Origin of the sequence: Pseudomonas sp., from assembly GCF_040514055.1 — a bacterium.
In the GTDB taxonomy this organism is placed as follows: domain Bacteria; phylum Pseudomonadota; class Gammaproteobacteria; order Pseudomonadales; family Pseudomonadaceae; genus Aquipseudomonas.
Genome location: NZ_JBEVDL010000085.1, coordinates 36,847 through 52,381, shown reverse-complemented (window position 1 = coordinate 52,381; position 15,535 = coordinate 36,847). Strand labels below are relative to the sequence as shown.

Genomic DNA, 15,535 nt, shown 5'->3' with positions numbered 1-15,535 from the left:
GGGGTCGGAGTCTGAGTGATCCCCACATATTTAGCCCACCACTCGGCTTTGTTGCTGCGCTTCGTAGCGCAGTCGGCGCTCGAGGTCTTCCAGGACGTTCCCACTGAGGGAGGTGGCGTGTTTTCGGCCGTATTCCAGGCCTAAGCGCCACAGCGACAGGGCCCGCTTACGCCTGAGGCTGTTGCTCTGGAAGCGCCGTTCATGGCCCAGCTGGCGCGCCTGCAAACCCACCAACAAAATCAGGTAGTTGGCCAACGCGGCGATCAACAACAGCACCTCGATACGTTTGGGGCAGTGGCTGCGGTGCAACTCGAGACCCAGTCCCAGCGGTGCGCTTTTCACGTCACGAAACCCTTCCTCGATTTGCATGCGGCGCTTGTACAGCGCCACGACCTGAGCCGCATTCCATTGGGTCTCGGGCAGGTTACTGGCCAACAACCAGGGCTCGCGTTCGCGTCGCCCGTGGACGCGGCTGCGTTTATCGCGCGCGATACGCCCACTGATTCGCTGGTGCCGGCGCGCGTGGGCCGGTTGTTTCACACCGTACAAGCGGGTGACGAAGGGATGTTTGCGGGTCATTTCCACCGTCCCCAGTGCCTTGGGCGACGCGGTCGCCTGGGCATACAGGCCGGTCACCGGGGCCCAGGGCTGCGTGCCGATCCGGTAAAGGTCCCGGTTGCGCACCCGTCCGACGTAGTACCAGCCCTGGGCCTGGACGGCCTGTAACCAGGGCCGGCGAAAGCCGGCATCGGTGACCAGGATCGGCGTGCAGCCCGCGGGGAGCATGGCGGCCAACGCCTGCAGTAATTGCTTTTGGTAGCGGGGACAGCCCTCGCGGTCGTGCACGTGCTCGTAAATCGCCATGGAGCGCCCGGCCAGGGGCAGCGCGGCACGCAGCAAAAAGTAGCGCCCAGGCGCATCGATGGGGGACCAGTCGACCAAGATCAGCGGGTGCTTTAGGGCACCGAGTACGGCGCGCAGCATTGCCCAGTAAAACAGTGGGCGCTCGGCCTGCAGGTGCGGGTTGGCCAGCAGGCGGTCGACGCGCTTGATGGCGTGTTTGGGGTATGCCGTGCCAGGCATGGCGCGGCCCAACCCGGTCAAGGTCAGGCGGCAGCCATTCAATAGGGCCGCTACGGTGCACATCAGGGCAGTGAGACGACGAGCGTGAACGGTAGGGAGTGCTTGCGCGAGTGCGGCGTGTAAAAATCGAACGGTCTGCATGGGAATCACGGGGACGTGGACTGTTTGGTGACAACCACGATGCTCGCCCATGCAGACGTCTTCAAGCCCAAGCGTTTGAGCCACCACGGATTTTTGTGGGGATCACTCAGGGTCGGAGTGAATAATCGATCAGGCGTAACGGCGGGCAACGGTACGCGCCAGGCTCGGCGTGCTAACGATATTACAACCGGAACCTCGATTTTTAGCACTACGCCCGAAAAACCAGCGTCAATAGCGCCGAGTCAGCCAGTTTATGGCAGCAACGCTCCAGATAGGGCAAATGACTATTTCATCAACTCTCATAGTCTTCGCACGCCGGATGCGTTCTGGAAACGCCTGTGGAGCGGCAGCTCCGCAGAGGAACAGTCAGGTCTTATCGCCTGCTACACCCCCCATCGGGCTCGCCCGGCCACTGGATCCCTATCTGGTGAGCGTGCATGAACTGGAGCGTCGACTGCTCATCACCGCACAGGGCAGCACGACCCCGAAACCTAGAAAGATTGGCGGCCTACAACCATTTGGCCGCTACCTACGGGGGGCGCGCGTGCCTGAGGGTCGAAGCGGCTCGCCCTCTTGGCGCCACTCAAGCGCAACCTGTTTGCAGCGGTTCTATAGTCACCCCACACCCGCCAACGCGGGGATCGTCGATTCAGGAGGAAACGACAATGATCAGACTACGGAACAAGCCCTTCGCCGCCCTCTGCTACCGTTATCGCAGCGTGCAAGAAATGCAAAAAGATCTGCAGGGTATCGCCAACGTTGATGACTGTAACGCCTGGGGACTCACCGCCGAGGAGTGGCGTGAGCAGGTCACGCTTGCGCTGAAGGCACGTATGGCGCACAACGTGGCCTAAAGGCAATGCCCCTGGCCCGCGCTGAACCCGCGGGCCAGAACACATCCTCGCGGCCTAGGCGGACCCTACCTGATCAGGGCATATCCTGGGACTGGATCATTTATACGGCCAATCCACCACAAAAGCCGTTCGCCTACTCCCGATTGCCCCTCGATCAGCGTTACTAGGCGTCATGTTAAGTGACCGTCGTTAAACAGCCCTCTGGTCCCACGCAGGATGCGTGAATGACGCATTGCGCAGGGTTATGCAAACGGCCAGCCTAGCGTTAGCGGTCTCGCCGACCGACCTTCGTTTTGTGGCCTGTAAACGCCCATGCCGTACCGAAGCCGCTGACGTCGCATGTCACATACCACACTGACTTTCAGACGCCAGTAACGCAGGTCAACCGTATCGATAACCCCCGTCGCTTCGGCCATATCCAACAGTCCACTGGCGCGGGCTTGATCGGGCTTCGCCGAGTGCGACTGGGCGTCGAGTTCGTGTTCGAGGAGCTCAATTGCAGCCGAATGATTAGGTGATTGGGCCTCTGCAAGGTTCTTCATCTGTGCCTCCATAGCTGCCTGATCCCCGACAATTGATAGCAGGGCCAGCAGAAATACCGATGCCATCTTCTCCACCTGTATTCAGTGGAAAATAAAGTGGTCGCTATAGTTCACTGTTTCGGGGCGCTGCGCCTTGAGGTCCCGCGGGGTTTGAGGCGGACTGGGAGTTTTTTACTTTCAAGAGGCAATACTTGCGCCACGTTGGTCAGTCGTCCGTACGCCGGAGATTCGTTACTCCGTTGCCCGAATCACTGCCTGTAGCGACGGCAAAATCCTCCCTAAACTGCTTCGCAAGAAGCTCCACCTGCAGAGGCGTTCGGCAGTTCGCCTTGGGCACTCCCACAATGGCAAACCCATCAAGGCCGGCGCGGCTTTGAAATTGAAAGGTTAAGGTCCCGTCTGGGCAGCGCGTGCAGATCGCGCTGAACGATGGCATGTACAGGTCGAGAATTTGCTCGATGGTACCGAGTGGCAGGTGCTCATTCACAACGTTCGTCCTGACGATTCAAGCGCTAAAACGATGGTAACCACCCAATGGCTTTGCTGGAGATCGGAGTGTAGTGGCGATCTGATGAACCCGACCTGCCAAAGTACCGTTTGCATAAAGGCGATCTCTAAAGTACCAAACCGGCAGGTACACCCTACCCCACCGCACTCAAGCCTTTGATTGGCGCGTCTGTATCCTCAAGCTTTAACGCCGCGACGAGGCGCGGGCAGCCCAATGCCGTCTGAAAGGTTGCAGCCTGCCTCCCCCGACCACCTTGTGCGTTACCCAGAGCTTTCGCTGTTTTCAACGCGATGCCCGCCGTGCACGAATCCCTCTCAGCGCAGACGGCGTCAGCCTCTTCAGAACGCGCTACTTACAATGTACCGTCCACAACTGATCCAGCCGCGTTGTGTAGCTCTGGCTCATCATCTCGCAGCGCATACATTGCTGCTCTGGGCTTTTTGCTGCTGACTCCGCTAGCCCTGAAGCTGGGATGCATGAAAGCCAGGCTGTGCGGCGGCTTTACTGACGCCGTTACGTTCTGCCAGGCCAGCGCTTCGCCTTGTCAGCGAGGGAATGACGGGGGCGGCTTTGCTTCATCGGGATGGAGAACCTTGGCATGGTTCACCCCGTTGCGGTTTCTCGCTTAACGGGTGTCCACAGAAACTGGGCAGAATCAGTCGAGCCAATCTCAATTGGCAACGAATTGGCAACCAGAGCAGCCAAATCCCAGAAACAACAAAGCCCGGTCCTTTCGGAACCGGGCTAAGTCATTGAATTAAATGGTCGGGACGGAGTGATTTGAACACTCGACCCCTTGCACCCCATGCATGTCGCCATCGAGGCAGACCTCACAGTAGTACTACGAACACTCGAAATGCCTAGCCGTTTATGCCCTTGGCCGCCTGTTCCAGTCGATCCAACAAATCCGCCCAGTCCTGCATCATCTGCCGCCGCTGCTCGACATACTGGGCGTGGTTATAGGCCCCACGCACCTGATTCGGATCGGCGTGCGACAGTTGAGCCTCGATCCAGTCAGGGTTGTAGCCTAACTCGTTAAGGGCCGTCGAGAGCGTCCCTCGAATGCCATGGCCGGTTAGCCGCCCCTGATAACCCAGGCGCTTGATGGCACCATTTAGCGTGTTTTCGCTGATGGGTTTATTGGGGTCGTTTCGACCGGCCAACGGCCAACAAGTAGCGGTATTGCCCTGAAAAGGGCAGTAGCCTATTCACCACCTCCACGGCCTGGCGTGACAAGGGCACCAAGTAGGGAGGCACCGCCCCGCTTTCGGTTCTCACGCGCGCCCTGAGCTGTTTCACGCCCTCAGGTGGCACCCGCCATAAGGCGTTTTCCAGATCGAATTGATCCGGCGTGGCAAAGCGCAGCTCTTGCGTACGTACCCCGGTCAACAGCAGCAGGCGAACCCCCATCAGCGTCAGCATCGATCCTTGAGCGGCGCGCAGAGCGACCAGAAACGCGCCGAGCTCGTCCTGACGCAGGATCGGGTTGTGCTGTACCGGGGGTTGCACCGCTGCGACGATGTCCAGGTCCGAGCATACACGGCAGCCCGGCATGAGGCCGGGGCGTCAGCCGTGACAATCGACCGCGAGCTTGCCGCGCTGTCGAGGCGATCAACTGGTGCAACGTGGAATTCGAGTGCGCCCTGCCCAATCGCGTGAAGGGTCGCACCCTCAAGGAGCCCGAAGGCCGGGTACGGTGGCTGACGCGAGCCGAGGTCGAGGTCGAGGCACTTTGTCGGGCTGCGCGGGCGCAGAAAATCGGCATCACTCTGGAGAGCTTCGTGCGGTTGGCGGTGAATACGAGGTGCCGAAAGGAGGAAATGCTGGGGCTCGAGTGCTGCGCACCTGATCAATGCCGGCGCTGCGCTGGCGGAAGTCGGCAATTTAATGGGTCACTCGACGATCATGATGACCGAGCGGTACGCGCAGTTGGCGCCGGCGCGAGTGCGGGATGCAGCCAGGGTATTGGACGGTCTGCGTGAACAGGGGAGTTCACGTTCCGTTCACGCAACTGATCCAGTGTGCGTAGGATCAGGAGGCTAAAAGCTCGCAACCCCTTGATTTATAAAATGGTGCGGACGGAGAGACTCGAACTCTCACAGCTTGCGCCGCTGGAACCTAAATCCAGTGTGTCTACCAATTCCACCACGTCCGCGGGTAAAAGCTTTAAACAAACAAGCCAGGCTATAAAAGCCTGGCTCGTTTTCGAAATATGGGGTGGACGATGGGGATCGAACCCACGACAACAGGAGTCACAATCCTGTGCTCTACCAACTGAGCTACGCCCACCATATAACGTCTTGCATCTTACCTGTATTGCTTGTGCCAAAGTTGCCAAATTGGCGCACCCGGCAGGACTCGAACCTGCGACCACCCGCTTAGAAGGCGGGTGCTCTATCCAGCTGAGCTACGGGCGCTTATCAATCCGACTTCGTTTACACGGAGCGCAGACTTCAAGCTCGACTACAGCGAAACCAGATATCGGCCCGCTTTGCCTTTGTACCCAGCTTCTGGCTGTGCTCGGCAAGCGGGGCGTATGTTATCGATGAGGCCAGGGGTCGTCAACCATAAATGTGAAAAAATTCAGCGAGATAAAGGAGTTACGGGAAAATGCTGACAAGCTGCCTTTGCCCACCCGCCCGACCATGCGAGAATGCGCGTCCTTTTTCGATCCTTCCCGATGGTTAACCAAGCGTCATGACCGCACAACTGATTGACGGCAAGGCAATAGCTGCCGGCCTGCGCCAACAGATCGCCAAACGTGTCGCCGAACGCCGCGAGCAGGGCCTGCGCGCGCCGGGCCTGGCGGTGATACTGGTGGGCAGCGATCCGGCCTCGCAAGTCTATGTGTCCCATAAACGCAAAGACTGCGAAGAAGTCGGCTTCCTCTCCAAAGCCTACGACTTGCCGGCCGACACCAGCCAGGCCGACCTGGAAGCCCTGATCGACCAGCTGAACGACGAGCCAAGCATCGACGGCATCCTGGTCCAACTGCCGCTGCCGGCCCACCTCGATGCCTCGCACTTGCTCGAGCGCATTCGCCCGGACAAGGACGTCGACGGCTTCCACCCTTATAACATCGGCCGTCTGGCCCAGCGCATGCCGCTGCTGCGCCCCTGCACACCCAAGGGCATCATGACCCTGCTGCAAACCACCGGGGTCGACCTCTATGGCTTGCACGCGGTGGTGGTGGGCGCCTCCAATATCGTCGGGCGGCCCATGGCCATGGAACTGCTGCTGGCCGGTTGCACGGTCACCGTGACCCACCGTTTCACCCGCGACCTGGCTCGCCATGTGGCCGATGCCGACCTGCTGGTGGTGGCGGCGGGCAAACCCGGACTGGTCCAAGGCGAATGGGTCAAGCCGGGGGCGATCGTGATCGACGTCGGCATCAACCGCCAGGCAGACGGCAAGCTGGTGGGTGACGTGGTCTACGAGACCGCCCTGCCCCGCGCCGGCTGGATCACGCCGGTGCCGGGCGGCGTCGGTCCCATGACCCGCGCCTGCCTGCTGGAGAACACCCTGCACGCGGCCGAGCACCTGCACGCCTGAGCCTAACGCGCGAATTAAAAACGGCACCTGAAGGTGCCGTTTTTTATGGGCAGGGGTTGATGGGGATCGCGGGCAATACCCTGTATACCCGACCGTCCCGCCGGGCCCCTGGATTCCCGCCTGCGCGGGAATGACGGCGTCGAGAGCGCCATCCGCCGTGACGGGCGATCGGCTCTGGCCTTTCCCTGCGCAACTGGCTAGCGTCGAGGTTTTGTCTGGGCGGTCCGTGACCTTGCCCCTGGATTCCCGCCTGCGCGGGAATGACGACGTCCAGAGAGGCGTGCGACGTGAAGCCCAATCGGCCTGTGGCGCGCCCGAGATTGAGCCAGCGCGCGTCGAGGTTTTGCCTGGGCGGTCCGTGGCCGGGCCCCTGGATTCCCGCCTGCGCGGGAATGACGGCGTCGAGAGCGCCGAGCGGCCTGACGAGCAATCGGCTCCGGCCCTTCCCTGTCAGCCAGCGCGCGTCGAGGTTGTTGCCTGGCCGGTCCCTCGTCGTACCCCTGGATTCCCACCTGCGCGGAATGACGGCGTCCAGAGAGGTGTGCGGCGTGAAAGCCCGAACCGCCCTCTTACCGCTGCCATAAAAAACGGCGCCCGAGGGCGCCGTTCTGTTGTTGCCGCAAAAAGCCTTACTTGCGTGCCTGTTCCCAGGACTTCAGCAGTTCGCTGTAGACCACGGTCTCGCCCTTGGGTTTTTCATTGGCCAGCTTGGGCTTGGGTGCGCCCGGCTGGTCGAACCAGTATTGCGGGTCACGCGGCTCGTTCAGCTTGGGACCGCATTCGCCTTGCACCTTGGAACGCTCCAGGCGCGCCATCATGGTGTCCTGCGCCGCGGCCAGGCCATCCAGCGCCTCTTGCGGGGTCTTGTCGCCACTGGCGGCTTCGGCGATAAACTGCCACCACAGCTGCGCCAGGCGCGGGTAGTCCGGCACGTTGGTGCCGGTCGGCGTCCATTGCACCCGGGCCGGGCTGCGGTAAAACTCGACCAGGCCGCCCAGTTTCGGCGCGGCGTCGGTCATGGCCTGGGAGTTGATGTCGGACTCACGAATCGGCGTCAGGCCCACCAGGGTCTTTTTCAGGGACACGGTCTTTGAGGTGACGAACTGGGCGTACAGCCAGGCCGCCAGGCGTTGCTTCTCGGGGGTCGACTTGAGGAAGGTCCAGGAACCGGTGTCCTGGTAACCCAGCTTCATGCCCTCTTCCCAATAAGGACCCTTGGGCGACGGCGCCATGCGCCACTTCGGCGTACCGTCCTCGTTCATCACCGGCAGGCCAGGCTTGGTCATGTCGGCGGTAAAGGCGGTGTACCAAAAGATCTGCTGAGCGATGCTGCCCTGGGACGGTACCGGGCCGGACTCGGAGAAGGTCATGCCCTGGGCTTCCGGCGGCGCGTACTTACGCATCCAGTCGACATACTTGGTGGTGGCGAAGACCGCTGCCGGGCCGTTGGTGTCGCCGCCACGGGAGACGCTGGAGCCCACCGGACGGCAGCCTTCCACACGAATGCCCCACTCGTCCACTGGCAAGCCGTTGGGCAGGCCCTTGTCGCCGCCACCGGCCATGGAGAACCAGGCGTCGGTGAAACGCCAACCCAGGGACGGGTCTTTCTTGCCGTAGTCCATGTGGCCGTAGATGCGCTTGCCGTCGATTTCCTTGACCTTCTCCGAGAAGAACTCGGCGATGTCTTCATAGGCGGACCAGTTGACCGGCACCCCCAGCTCGTAGCCGTAGATTTCCTTGAACTTGGCCTTCAGCTCGGGGCGCTCGAACCAGTCGGCGCGGAACCAGTAAAGGTTGGCGAACTGCTGGTCGGGCAGCTGGTACAGCTTCTTGTCCGGACCGGTGGTGAACGAGATGCCGATAAAGTCCTGCAGGTCCAGGGTCGGCGAGGTCACGGCCTTGCCTTCGTTGGCCATCATGTCGCTGATCGCCACGGCCTTGCCGTAGCGGAAGTGGGTGCCGATCAGGTCGGAGTCGTTGATGTAACCGTCGTAGATGTTCTTGTACGACTGCATCTGGGTCTGCAGTTTTTCAACCACATCGCCTTCCTGCATCAGGTCGTGCTTGAGCTTGATCCCGGTGATTTCGCTAAAGGCCTGGGCCAGCACCTTGGACTCGTATTCGTGGGTGGCGATGGTTTCCGAGGCGACGTTGATTTCCATGCCACGGAACGGCTCGGCCGCCTTGATAAACCACTTCAGTTCCTCGAGCTGCTGCTCGGGCGTCAGGGTCGAAGGGGTGAACTCGGCACCCAACCATTTTTTTGCCGCGTCCTCGTAAGCATCCGCCCAGGCGGCACCGCTCAAGCCGGACAATGCCAGCAGGGCCGTCAGTGCCGCGCTATGTCGGGTCTTGTTGTTATTGTTGAACATAGACATCTCCTTTCTGGTTTGTTGGTAGGCACCGCTCGACCGAAACCGGCGTCGAAGCCCGTGCAGCACTCGCACTCTCGCTCGCCAGGCCTAACCCCAGCGCATCACCGCAAACAGCCACAGCATGGAAACAACGGACGCGATCCAGGTCGGCCAGTCGGTTACCCCGACCACCAACAGGTGCAGGTAGGCACTGCCGAGCAGGCCGATAAACAACCGGTCGCCGCGGGTGGTGGCGATCGGCAGGAAACCCCGGCGTTCGACGCAGGGGGAGCGCAGCTCCCAGACTGTCATGCTCACCAGCACCAGGGCAATGGCGCCGAAAAAGGCCGCCGTGGGTAAGGTCCAAGCCATCCAATCCATCGTATTTCTCCTCAGACGCGGCCGAGGGCAAAGCCCTTGGCCACATGGTTACGGACGAACCAGATCACCAGCATGCCGGGCAGGATGGTCAACACGCCGGCCGCGGCCAGCACCCCCCAGTCGATGCCCGAGGCCGAGACCGTACGGGTCATCACCGCCGCAATCGGCTTGGCATTGACCGAGGTCAGGGTCCGTGCCAGCAGCAGTTCCACCCAGGAAAACATAAAGCAGAAGAACGCCGTCACCCCGATGCCGGAGCCGATCAGCGGGATAAAGATCTTCAGGAAAAACTTCGGGAAACTGTAGCCGTCGATATAGGCCGTCTCGTCGATTTCCTTCGGCACCCCGGACATGAACCCTTCGAGGATCCACACCGCCAATGGCACGCTGAACAGGCAGTGGGCCAGGGCGACGGCTATATGGGTGTCGAACAGGCCGATCGACGAATACAGCTGGAAGAACGGCAGCAGGAACACCGCAGGTGGCGCCATGCGGTTGGTCAGCAGCCAGAAAAACAGGTGCTTGTCGCCCAGGAAGCGATAACGCGAGAACGCGTAGGCCGCCGGCAACGCCACGGTCAGGGAGATCAGCGTGTTCAGGCACACGTAGTACAGCGAGTTAAGGTAACCCTCGTACCAGCTGGGGTCGGTGAAGATCACCCGGTAGTTGGCCAGGGTGAAATCCTGCGGCCACAACGTCAGGGTGCCGAGGATCTCGGTGTTGCTCTTGAACGACATGTTCAGCAACCAGTAGATCGGCACCAGCAGAAAGAGGATATACAGCGACAACACGATTTTCTTGCGCAGCATCTCGGCCTCCTCAGCGACGGGTGTCGGCGTGGGTCATGGCGGTATAGAACAGCCAGGACACCAGCAGGATGATCAGGAAATACACCAGCGAGAACGCGGCGGCCGGGCCCAGGTCGAACTGCCCGATGGCCATCTGCGTCAGGGTCTGGCTAAGGAAGGTGGTGGCGTTGCCTGGCCCGCCGCCGGTCAGTACGAAGGGTTCGGTGTAGATCATAAAGCTGTCCATAAAGCGCAACAGCACGGCGATCAGCAACACGCTCTTCATCTTCGGCAGCTGGATATGCCGGAACACCGCCCAGGACGAGGCCCGGTCGATGCGCGCGGCCTGGTAGTAGACGTCGGGAATGGCGCGCAGCCCGGAGTAGCTGAGCAGCGCCACCAGCGAGGTCCAGTGCCAGACGTCCATTACCAGTACCGTGACCCAGGCGTCCAGGGTGTTGGAGGCGTAGTTGTAGTCCACCCCCATGCCATTCAGACCCCAGCCCAGCAGGCCGATATCGGCGCGGCCGAAGATCTGCCAAATGGTGCCAACCACGTTCCACGGGATCAGCAGCGGAATGGCCATGACGATCAGGCACAACGAGGCCCAGCGGCCCTTGGTCGGCATGGTCAGGGCGATGGCGATGCCCAGTGGAATCTCGATCAGCAGCACGCAGCCCGAGTAGATAAACTGGCGCAGCAGCGAGTCGTGCAGACGCGAGTCCTGCAGCACCTGCTTGTACCAGTCGAAGCCGACGAAGGTGCGGGTCGACTGGTCGAAGATGTCCTGTACCGAGTAGTTGACCACCGTCATCATCGGCACAATGGCGCTAAAAGCCACCAGCAGGAACACCGGCAGCACCAGCCACCAGGCCTTGTTGTTGTAGACCTTGTTCATGGCGCCACCTCCACCAGGTACTCGTCGGCATAGAGCATCAGCCACTGCGCCGGAAAACTGATATAGGCCTGCTTCTGCGGCACCGGCTGGTCTTCCTGCAGGCGCACCTTGAGGGTCTGCTCGCCCAGGCGCAGGGCCAGGATCTTGTAGGTCCCCAGGTCCTCGACATGCAGCACGTCGCAGCACAGCGCATCGGGATAGGGGCCGTCCCAGACGTGCACGAATTCCGGGCGAATGCCGATCTTCAAGCTCTTGCCGGGCAGTTCCGCCAGGCGCTGGTTCAGGGCGTCGCCCAGCGGCAGGCGCACCTCGCCGAACTGCACGCCACCGGGACAGGCCTGCACCTCGATCAGGTTCATGCCGGGGCTGCCGATAAAGTAGCCGACGAAGGTGTGGCTGGGCCGCTCGAACAGCTCGCGCGGGGTGCCGAACTGGACGATCTGGCCGCCGTACATCACCGCGATCTTGTCGGCGAAGGTCGAGGCCTCCAACTGGTCATGGGTGACATAGACCATGGTGATATTGAACTGCTCGTGGATCTGCTTGAGCTTGCGCCGCAGTTTCCACTTCAGGTGCGGGTCGATCACCGTCAGCGGTTCGTCGAAGAGGATCGCCGACACGTCGTCGCGTACCAGGCCGCGGCCCATGGAGACCTTCTGTTTTTCGTCGGCGGTCAGGTTGCTGGCTTTTTTCTTCAGCAGCGGGTGCAGGTCCAATACCTCGGCGATTTCGTGCACCTTGCTCAGCACGCGCGCCTCGGTCATACCCTGGTTGCGCAGCGGAAAAGCCAGGTTATCGAACACCGTCATGGTGTCGTAGACCACCGGAAACTGGAACACCTGGGCGATATTGCGTTTTTCCGGGGGCAGCTGGTTGACCTCCACGCCGTCGAACAGCACCTGGCCCTCGGACGGGCTGAGCAGGCCGGAGATGATATTGAGCAGGGTCGACTTGCCGCAGCCGGACGGGCCGAGCAAGGCATAGGCGCCGCCCTGTTCCCAGTTGTGGGTCATTTCCCGGATCGCGTAATCCGCCGGGCCGCTCGGCTGGCTGCTGTAGCTGTGCGCCAGGTTCTGCAAACGAATCTCGGCCATCAGGCACTCCTCGCCAGGCGACGACTGGGTGCCTGGGCCAAACGACCCTGGGCGTCGAAGACAAACAGTTTATGGGTCGGGATATAGATCAGGATCGGCGCGTCGACGTCGTACTCGTGAACGCCTGGCAGGTGCAGCACCAGCACGAAGTGCTCGTTGCGCACGTGCAGGAAGGTTTCCGAGCCGCTGATTTCCGCCAGTTCGACGGTCACCGCCAGTTCCAGGTCGTCGTCGTTGGACGGCACCAGGCCGATATGGCTGGGGCGCACGCCAAAACGGTAGTTGCCCTCGCCCAAATCGCGCAGGTCGGAATTCAGCGGGAAGTGCACGCACTCCTCGAAACTCACCTCGGTGCCGCTGATGCGTCCGGCCATCAGGTTGATCGGCGGCTCGGAGAACAGCTCGGCCGCCAGCACCTGCTGCGGACGGTGGTAGACCTCGGCGGTCTTGCCGCTCTGGATCACCCGCCCCTCGTGCAGGATGGTGGTGGTACCGCCCAGGGCCAGGGCCTCGTTGGGCTCGGTGGTGGCGTAGATGGCGATGGTATGGCGGGTGCGGAACAGCTCGCGCATTTCCTGGCGCAGCTCTTCGCGCAGCTTGTAGTCGAGGTTGACCAGGGGCTCGTCGAACAGCACCAGGTCGGCGTCCTTGACCAACGCCCGGGCCATGGCGGTGCGCTGCTGCTGGCCGCCGGACAGCTCCAGGGGATGGCGCTTGAGCAGGGCCTCGATATGCAGCATGCGCGCGGTTTCCTGCACCTTGCGCTCGATCTCGTCGGCCGACACACCGGCCTGGCGCAACGGCGAGGCGATGTTCTCGTACACGGTCATGGTCGGGTAGTTGATGAACTGCTGATAGACCATCGATACGTTGCGCTTGCGCACCGGGACGCCGGTGACATCGGCGCCATTCATCAGGATGCGGCCGCTGGTGGGCTTGTCCAACCCGGCCATCAGGCGCATCAGGCTGGTCTTGCCGGCCAGGGTGCGGCCCAGCAGTACGTTGAAGGATCCGGGTTCGAAACTCAGGCAGGCGTCGTCGATATACAGCTGATTGTCGACGAGCCGGCTGACATGCTCGAGGGTGAGCGACATGGCGTGCCCTTATTATTGTGTGCCCTGCGGTCAGACCGCTTTGCCTGGGCATTGCGACTTCCATGCCGTTTTTTGCCAGAATCCATAAAAAACACCTAACATACTGATTAATATGTATTTAATAGAGTCGTCATGTCTTGGCAAACCAATCACCTGCGCAACTGTTCAGTGTTCAACGTGAACAACTGAACACTTTTGCCGTTGACACTGAACACTGCTGAACAACACTCTGTAGGCCAGAAAACGGTACGGGCCCGACCCGCGACCGGATAAAAACAAGAAGCACGGCATCACAAGAAGCGAAAACCCTATGGCTGTCCCTGCCCCCGCTCCGTCCCACGACACCCTGATCCAGGATTCCTGGGCCCGCTGCCGCGAATTCGGCCTGACTCACCTGAGTGCCCCGACTTTTACCCGGCCGGCCCAGGGCGATGTCTCGGCGCTGCTGGAAAGCCAGCATTTCCTGGTGCAGACCACCCACCGCGAAGTGCTGCCGTTCTACGAGAACATCCTGGCCAATTCCAACTGCCTGATCATGCTGGCCGACAGCCAGGGCCAGTTGTTGCAGTCCTGGGGCGACCAGCGTTTTATCGAACCGGCCCATGCCCCCGGTTTTGTCGCGGGCGCCAGTTGGCTGGAGCGCTTCACCGGCACCAATGCCATCGGCACCGCCTTGACCAGCGGCCAGGCGGTGCATATCCAGCACGACGAGCACTTCCTCAAGGCCAACCGTTTTATGACCGGTTCGGCCTCGCCGATCTTCGACGCCAAGCGGCAGATGATCGGTGTGTTGGACGTTTCCAGCGACAGCTACCTGCCGCCCTCCCACACCCTGGGCATGGTCAAGATGATGAGCCAGTCGGTGGAGAACCGGCTGATCCTCAACCTGTTCCAGGGCAACTACTACCAACTGACCTTCAACACCGGCCTGGACAACCTGGACAGCCAGTGGGCCGGTCTGCTGATCTTCGACGACAGCGGCCAGGTGGTCTCGGCCAATCGCCGCGCCGACACCCTGCTCGGGGTCGGCCTGTCGCGGGTGACGATCGAAAGTTTGTTCGGCCTGCCGTTGCGCCAACTGCTCAACCAGCCCGAAGGCCTGCCCTTCGCCCTGCGCGCCGCCGGCCGTTACCGCTTTCATGGCGTGCTCAAGCGTCCGCAGCAGGCCCCGGCGATCCAGGCGCGGGATTTTCGCCCCGCGCCAGCCGTGTCGGCGATCGAGACGGCGGCCGAGGGCGATGACTTCACCCTGGCCTCGATCAACCTCGGCGACCCGCGGGTGGACAAGGCCGTGCGCCAGGCCGAACGCCTGCTGGAAAAAGCCATACCGATCCTGATCCAGGGCGAGACCGGGGTCGGCAAGGAAGTCTTCGTCAAGGCCCTGCACCGCTCCAGTTCACGGGCCAAGCAACCGCTGATCGCGGTCAACTGCGCGGCGATTCCCGCCGACCTGGTGGAGTCGGAACTGTTCGGCTATGAAAAAGGCGCCTTCACCGGCGCCAGCCAGAAAGGCAGCATCGGCCTGATCCGCAAGGCGCACAAAGGCACGCTGTTTCTCGACGAGATCGGCGATATGCCGCTCAAGGTCCAGGCCCGTTTGCTGCGGGTGCTGCAGGAGCGCAGCGTGCAGCCCCTGGGCGCCAGCGAACCCCATGCGGTGGATATCCGCCTGGTCTCGGCGACCAACCGCTCGTTGCGCCAGGACGTGCTCGACGGCCTGTTTCGCCAGGACCTTTACTACCGCATCAGCGGCCTTAACCTGGAATTGCCGCCCCTGCGCGAACGCACCGACAAAGCCGCGCTGTTCCAGCGGCTGCTGGCCTATCACCGCGAAGCCGGGCAATACGCGGGCCTGAGCGACGAGGTGGCGGGCCTGTTTCACGACCATCCCTGGCCCGGCAACCTGCGCCAGCTCAGCAGCGTGATCCAGGTGGCGCTGGCCATGGCCGACGACCAGCCGATCGGGGTCGAACACCTGCCTGACGATTTCTTCGCCGACTTGCACTCAGCCGCTTCGGTCCAGGTAACGGTGCCCAGCGCGCCGACGGCCAGCCGCCCCGATCCTGCCGAGCCCGTTGCCGATGCCGACCTGGCCAGCCAGTTCCAGGCCTGTGGCGGCAATATCTCGCACCTGGCCCGCCGCCTGGGCGTCAGCCGCAACACCCTGTACAAACGCCTGCGCGAACAGGGGCTGAAGCTGTAGCGAGTGTGTCGCGCGCTGTCATTGCCCCCCTGCGTCGCCGGGT

The 15,535-nt window shown here is 61.8% G+C and carries 13 protein-coding genes, 3 tRNA genes and 2 pseudogenes; 3 read left to right on the top strand and 15 right to left on the bottom strand.

Going from position 1 to position 15,535, the window contains the following annotated elements; all coding sequences use genetic code 11:
• Nucleotides 1-30 precede the first annotated feature (30 nt).
• Nucleotides 31-1,224 (bottom strand): IS4 family transposase, encoded by a 1,194-nt coding sequence (locus ABWY06_RS23685; protein ID WP_353928047.1) that lies wholly within the window; start codon nt 1,222-1,224, stop codon nt 31-33.
• A 665-nt stretch (nt 1,225-1,889) separates the two neighbouring features.
• On the opposite strand from ABWY06_RS23685, the gene ABWY06_RS23680 reads away from it, so the two are divergent.
• On the top strand, nt 1,890-2,078 hold the full coding sequence (locus ABWY06_RS23680) for a hypothetical protein (RefSeq protein WP_353928046.1): 189 nt from the start codon (nt 1,890-1,892) through the stop codon (nt 2,076-2,078).
• Between the two features lie 242 nt (nt 2,079-2,320).
• Here the strand turns inward: ABWY06_RS23680 and ABWY06_RS23675 are convergent, their stop codons facing one another.
• The 8 genes and pseudogenes from ABWY06_RS23675 to ABWY06_RS23640 form a co-directional block, all read right to left on the bottom strand.
• Nucleotides 2,321-2,686, bottom strand: coding sequence for a hypothetical protein (locus ABWY06_RS23675; RefSeq protein ID WP_353928045.1), 366 nt, complete (start codon nt 2,684-2,686; stop codon nt 2,321-2,323).
• 139 nt (nt 2,687-2,825) lie between these two features.
• On the bottom strand, nt 2,826-3,107 hold the full coding sequence (locus ABWY06_RS23670; RefSeq protein ID WP_353928044.1) for a hypothetical protein: 282 nt from the start codon (nt 3,105-3,107) through the stop codon (nt 2,826-2,828).
• 369 nt (nt 3,108-3,476) lie between these two features.
• A complete protein-coding gene (locus tag ABWY06_RS23665; RefSeq protein WP_353928050.1) occupies nt 3,477-3,602 on the bottom strand; it encodes a DUF4113 domain-containing protein in 126 nt (41 codons plus the stop codon).
• A pseudogene (locus ABWY06_RS23660) lies at nt 3,587-3,728 on the bottom strand (IS3 family transposase); the annotation flags it as partial. The pseudogene ABWY06_RS23660 and the gene ABWY06_RS23665, both read right to left, overlap by 16 nt.
• A gap of 260 nt (nt 3,729-3,988) precedes the next feature.
• Nucleotides 3,989-4,694 (bottom strand): annotated as a pseudogene (locus ABWY06_RS23655) (tyrosine-type recombinase/integrase); the annotation flags it as partial.
• Nucleotides 4,695-5,198: 504 nt separating this feature from the next.
• Nucleotides 5,199-5,283, bottom strand: a tRNA-Leu gene (locus ABWY06_RS23650).
• 58 nt (nt 5,284-5,341) lie between these two features.
• Nucleotides 5,342-5,417 (bottom strand) — tRNA-His (locus ABWY06_RS23645).
• Between the two features lie 51 nt (nt 5,418-5,468).
• Nucleotides 5,469-5,545, bottom strand: a tRNA-Arg gene (locus tag ABWY06_RS23640).
• A gap of 280 nt (nt 5,546-5,825) precedes the next feature.
• Here ABWY06_RS23640 and folD point away from each other — a divergent pair.
• Nucleotides 5,826-6,680 carry a bifunctional methylenetetrahydrofolate dehydrogenase/methenyltetrahydrofolate cyclohydrolase FolD gene (gene folD, locus ABWY06_RS23635; RefSeq protein WP_353928043.1) on the top strand — a complete coding sequence of 285 codons (855 nt, stop codon included), beginning with the start codon at nt 5,826-5,828 and terminating at the stop codon, nt 6,678-6,680.
• 629 nt (nt 6,681-7,309) lie between these two features.
• Here folD and ABWY06_RS23630 read toward each other — a convergent pair.
• From ABWY06_RS23630 to ABWY06_RS23605, 6 genes are all read right to left on the bottom strand, one after another.
• Entirely contained in the window at nt 7,310-9,052 is a 1,743-nt protein-coding gene (locus tag ABWY06_RS23630) for an ABC transporter substrate-binding protein (RefSeq protein ID WP_353928042.1), read from the bottom strand.
• Nucleotides 9,053-9,142: 90 nt separating this feature from the next.
• Complete coding sequence (locus ABWY06_RS23625) at nt 9,143-9,415, bottom strand: DUF2160 domain-containing protein (RefSeq protein ID WP_353928041.1); 273 nt, start codon at nt 9,413-9,415, stop codon at nt 9,143-9,145.
• Between the two features lie 11 nt (nt 9,416-9,426).
• A complete protein-coding gene (locus ABWY06_RS23620) occupies nt 9,427-10,224 on the bottom strand; it encodes a carbohydrate ABC transporter permease (RefSeq protein ID WP_353928040.1) in 798 nt (265 codons plus the stop codon).
• Nucleotides 10,225-10,234: 10 nt separating this feature from the next.
• On the bottom strand, nt 10,235-11,101 hold the full coding sequence (locus tag ABWY06_RS23615; RefSeq protein WP_353928039.1) for a carbohydrate ABC transporter permease: 867 nt from the start codon (nt 11,099-11,101) through the stop codon (nt 10,235-10,237).
• Nucleotides 11,098-12,195: an ABC transporter ATP-binding protein gene (locus tag ABWY06_RS23610; RefSeq protein WP_353928038.1), complete on the bottom strand. Its 1,098-nt coding sequence runs from the start codon at nt 12,193-12,195 to the stop codon at nt 11,098-11,100. Before ABWY06_RS23610 ends, ABWY06_RS23615 begins: the two co-directional genes overlap by 4 nt.
• Nucleotides 12,195-13,289: an ABC transporter ATP-binding protein gene (locus tag ABWY06_RS23605; RefSeq protein WP_353928037.1), complete on the bottom strand. Its 1,095-nt coding sequence runs from the start codon at nt 13,287-13,289 to the stop codon at nt 12,195-12,197. The genes ABWY06_RS23610 and ABWY06_RS23605 overlap by 1 nt, the downstream gene beginning before the upstream one ends.
• A gap of 310 nt (nt 13,290-13,599) precedes the next feature.
• Between ABWY06_RS23605 and ABWY06_RS23600 the strand changes: the two genes are divergently transcribed.
• The gene (locus tag ABWY06_RS23600; protein ID WP_353928036.1) at nt 13,600-15,492 is read left to right on the top strand and encodes a sigma-54-dependent Fis family transcriptional regulator; all 1,893 of its coding nucleotides are present in this window, start codon (nt 13,600-13,602) and stop codon (nt 15,490-15,492) included.
• Nucleotides 15,493-15,535 lie beyond the last annotated feature (43 nt).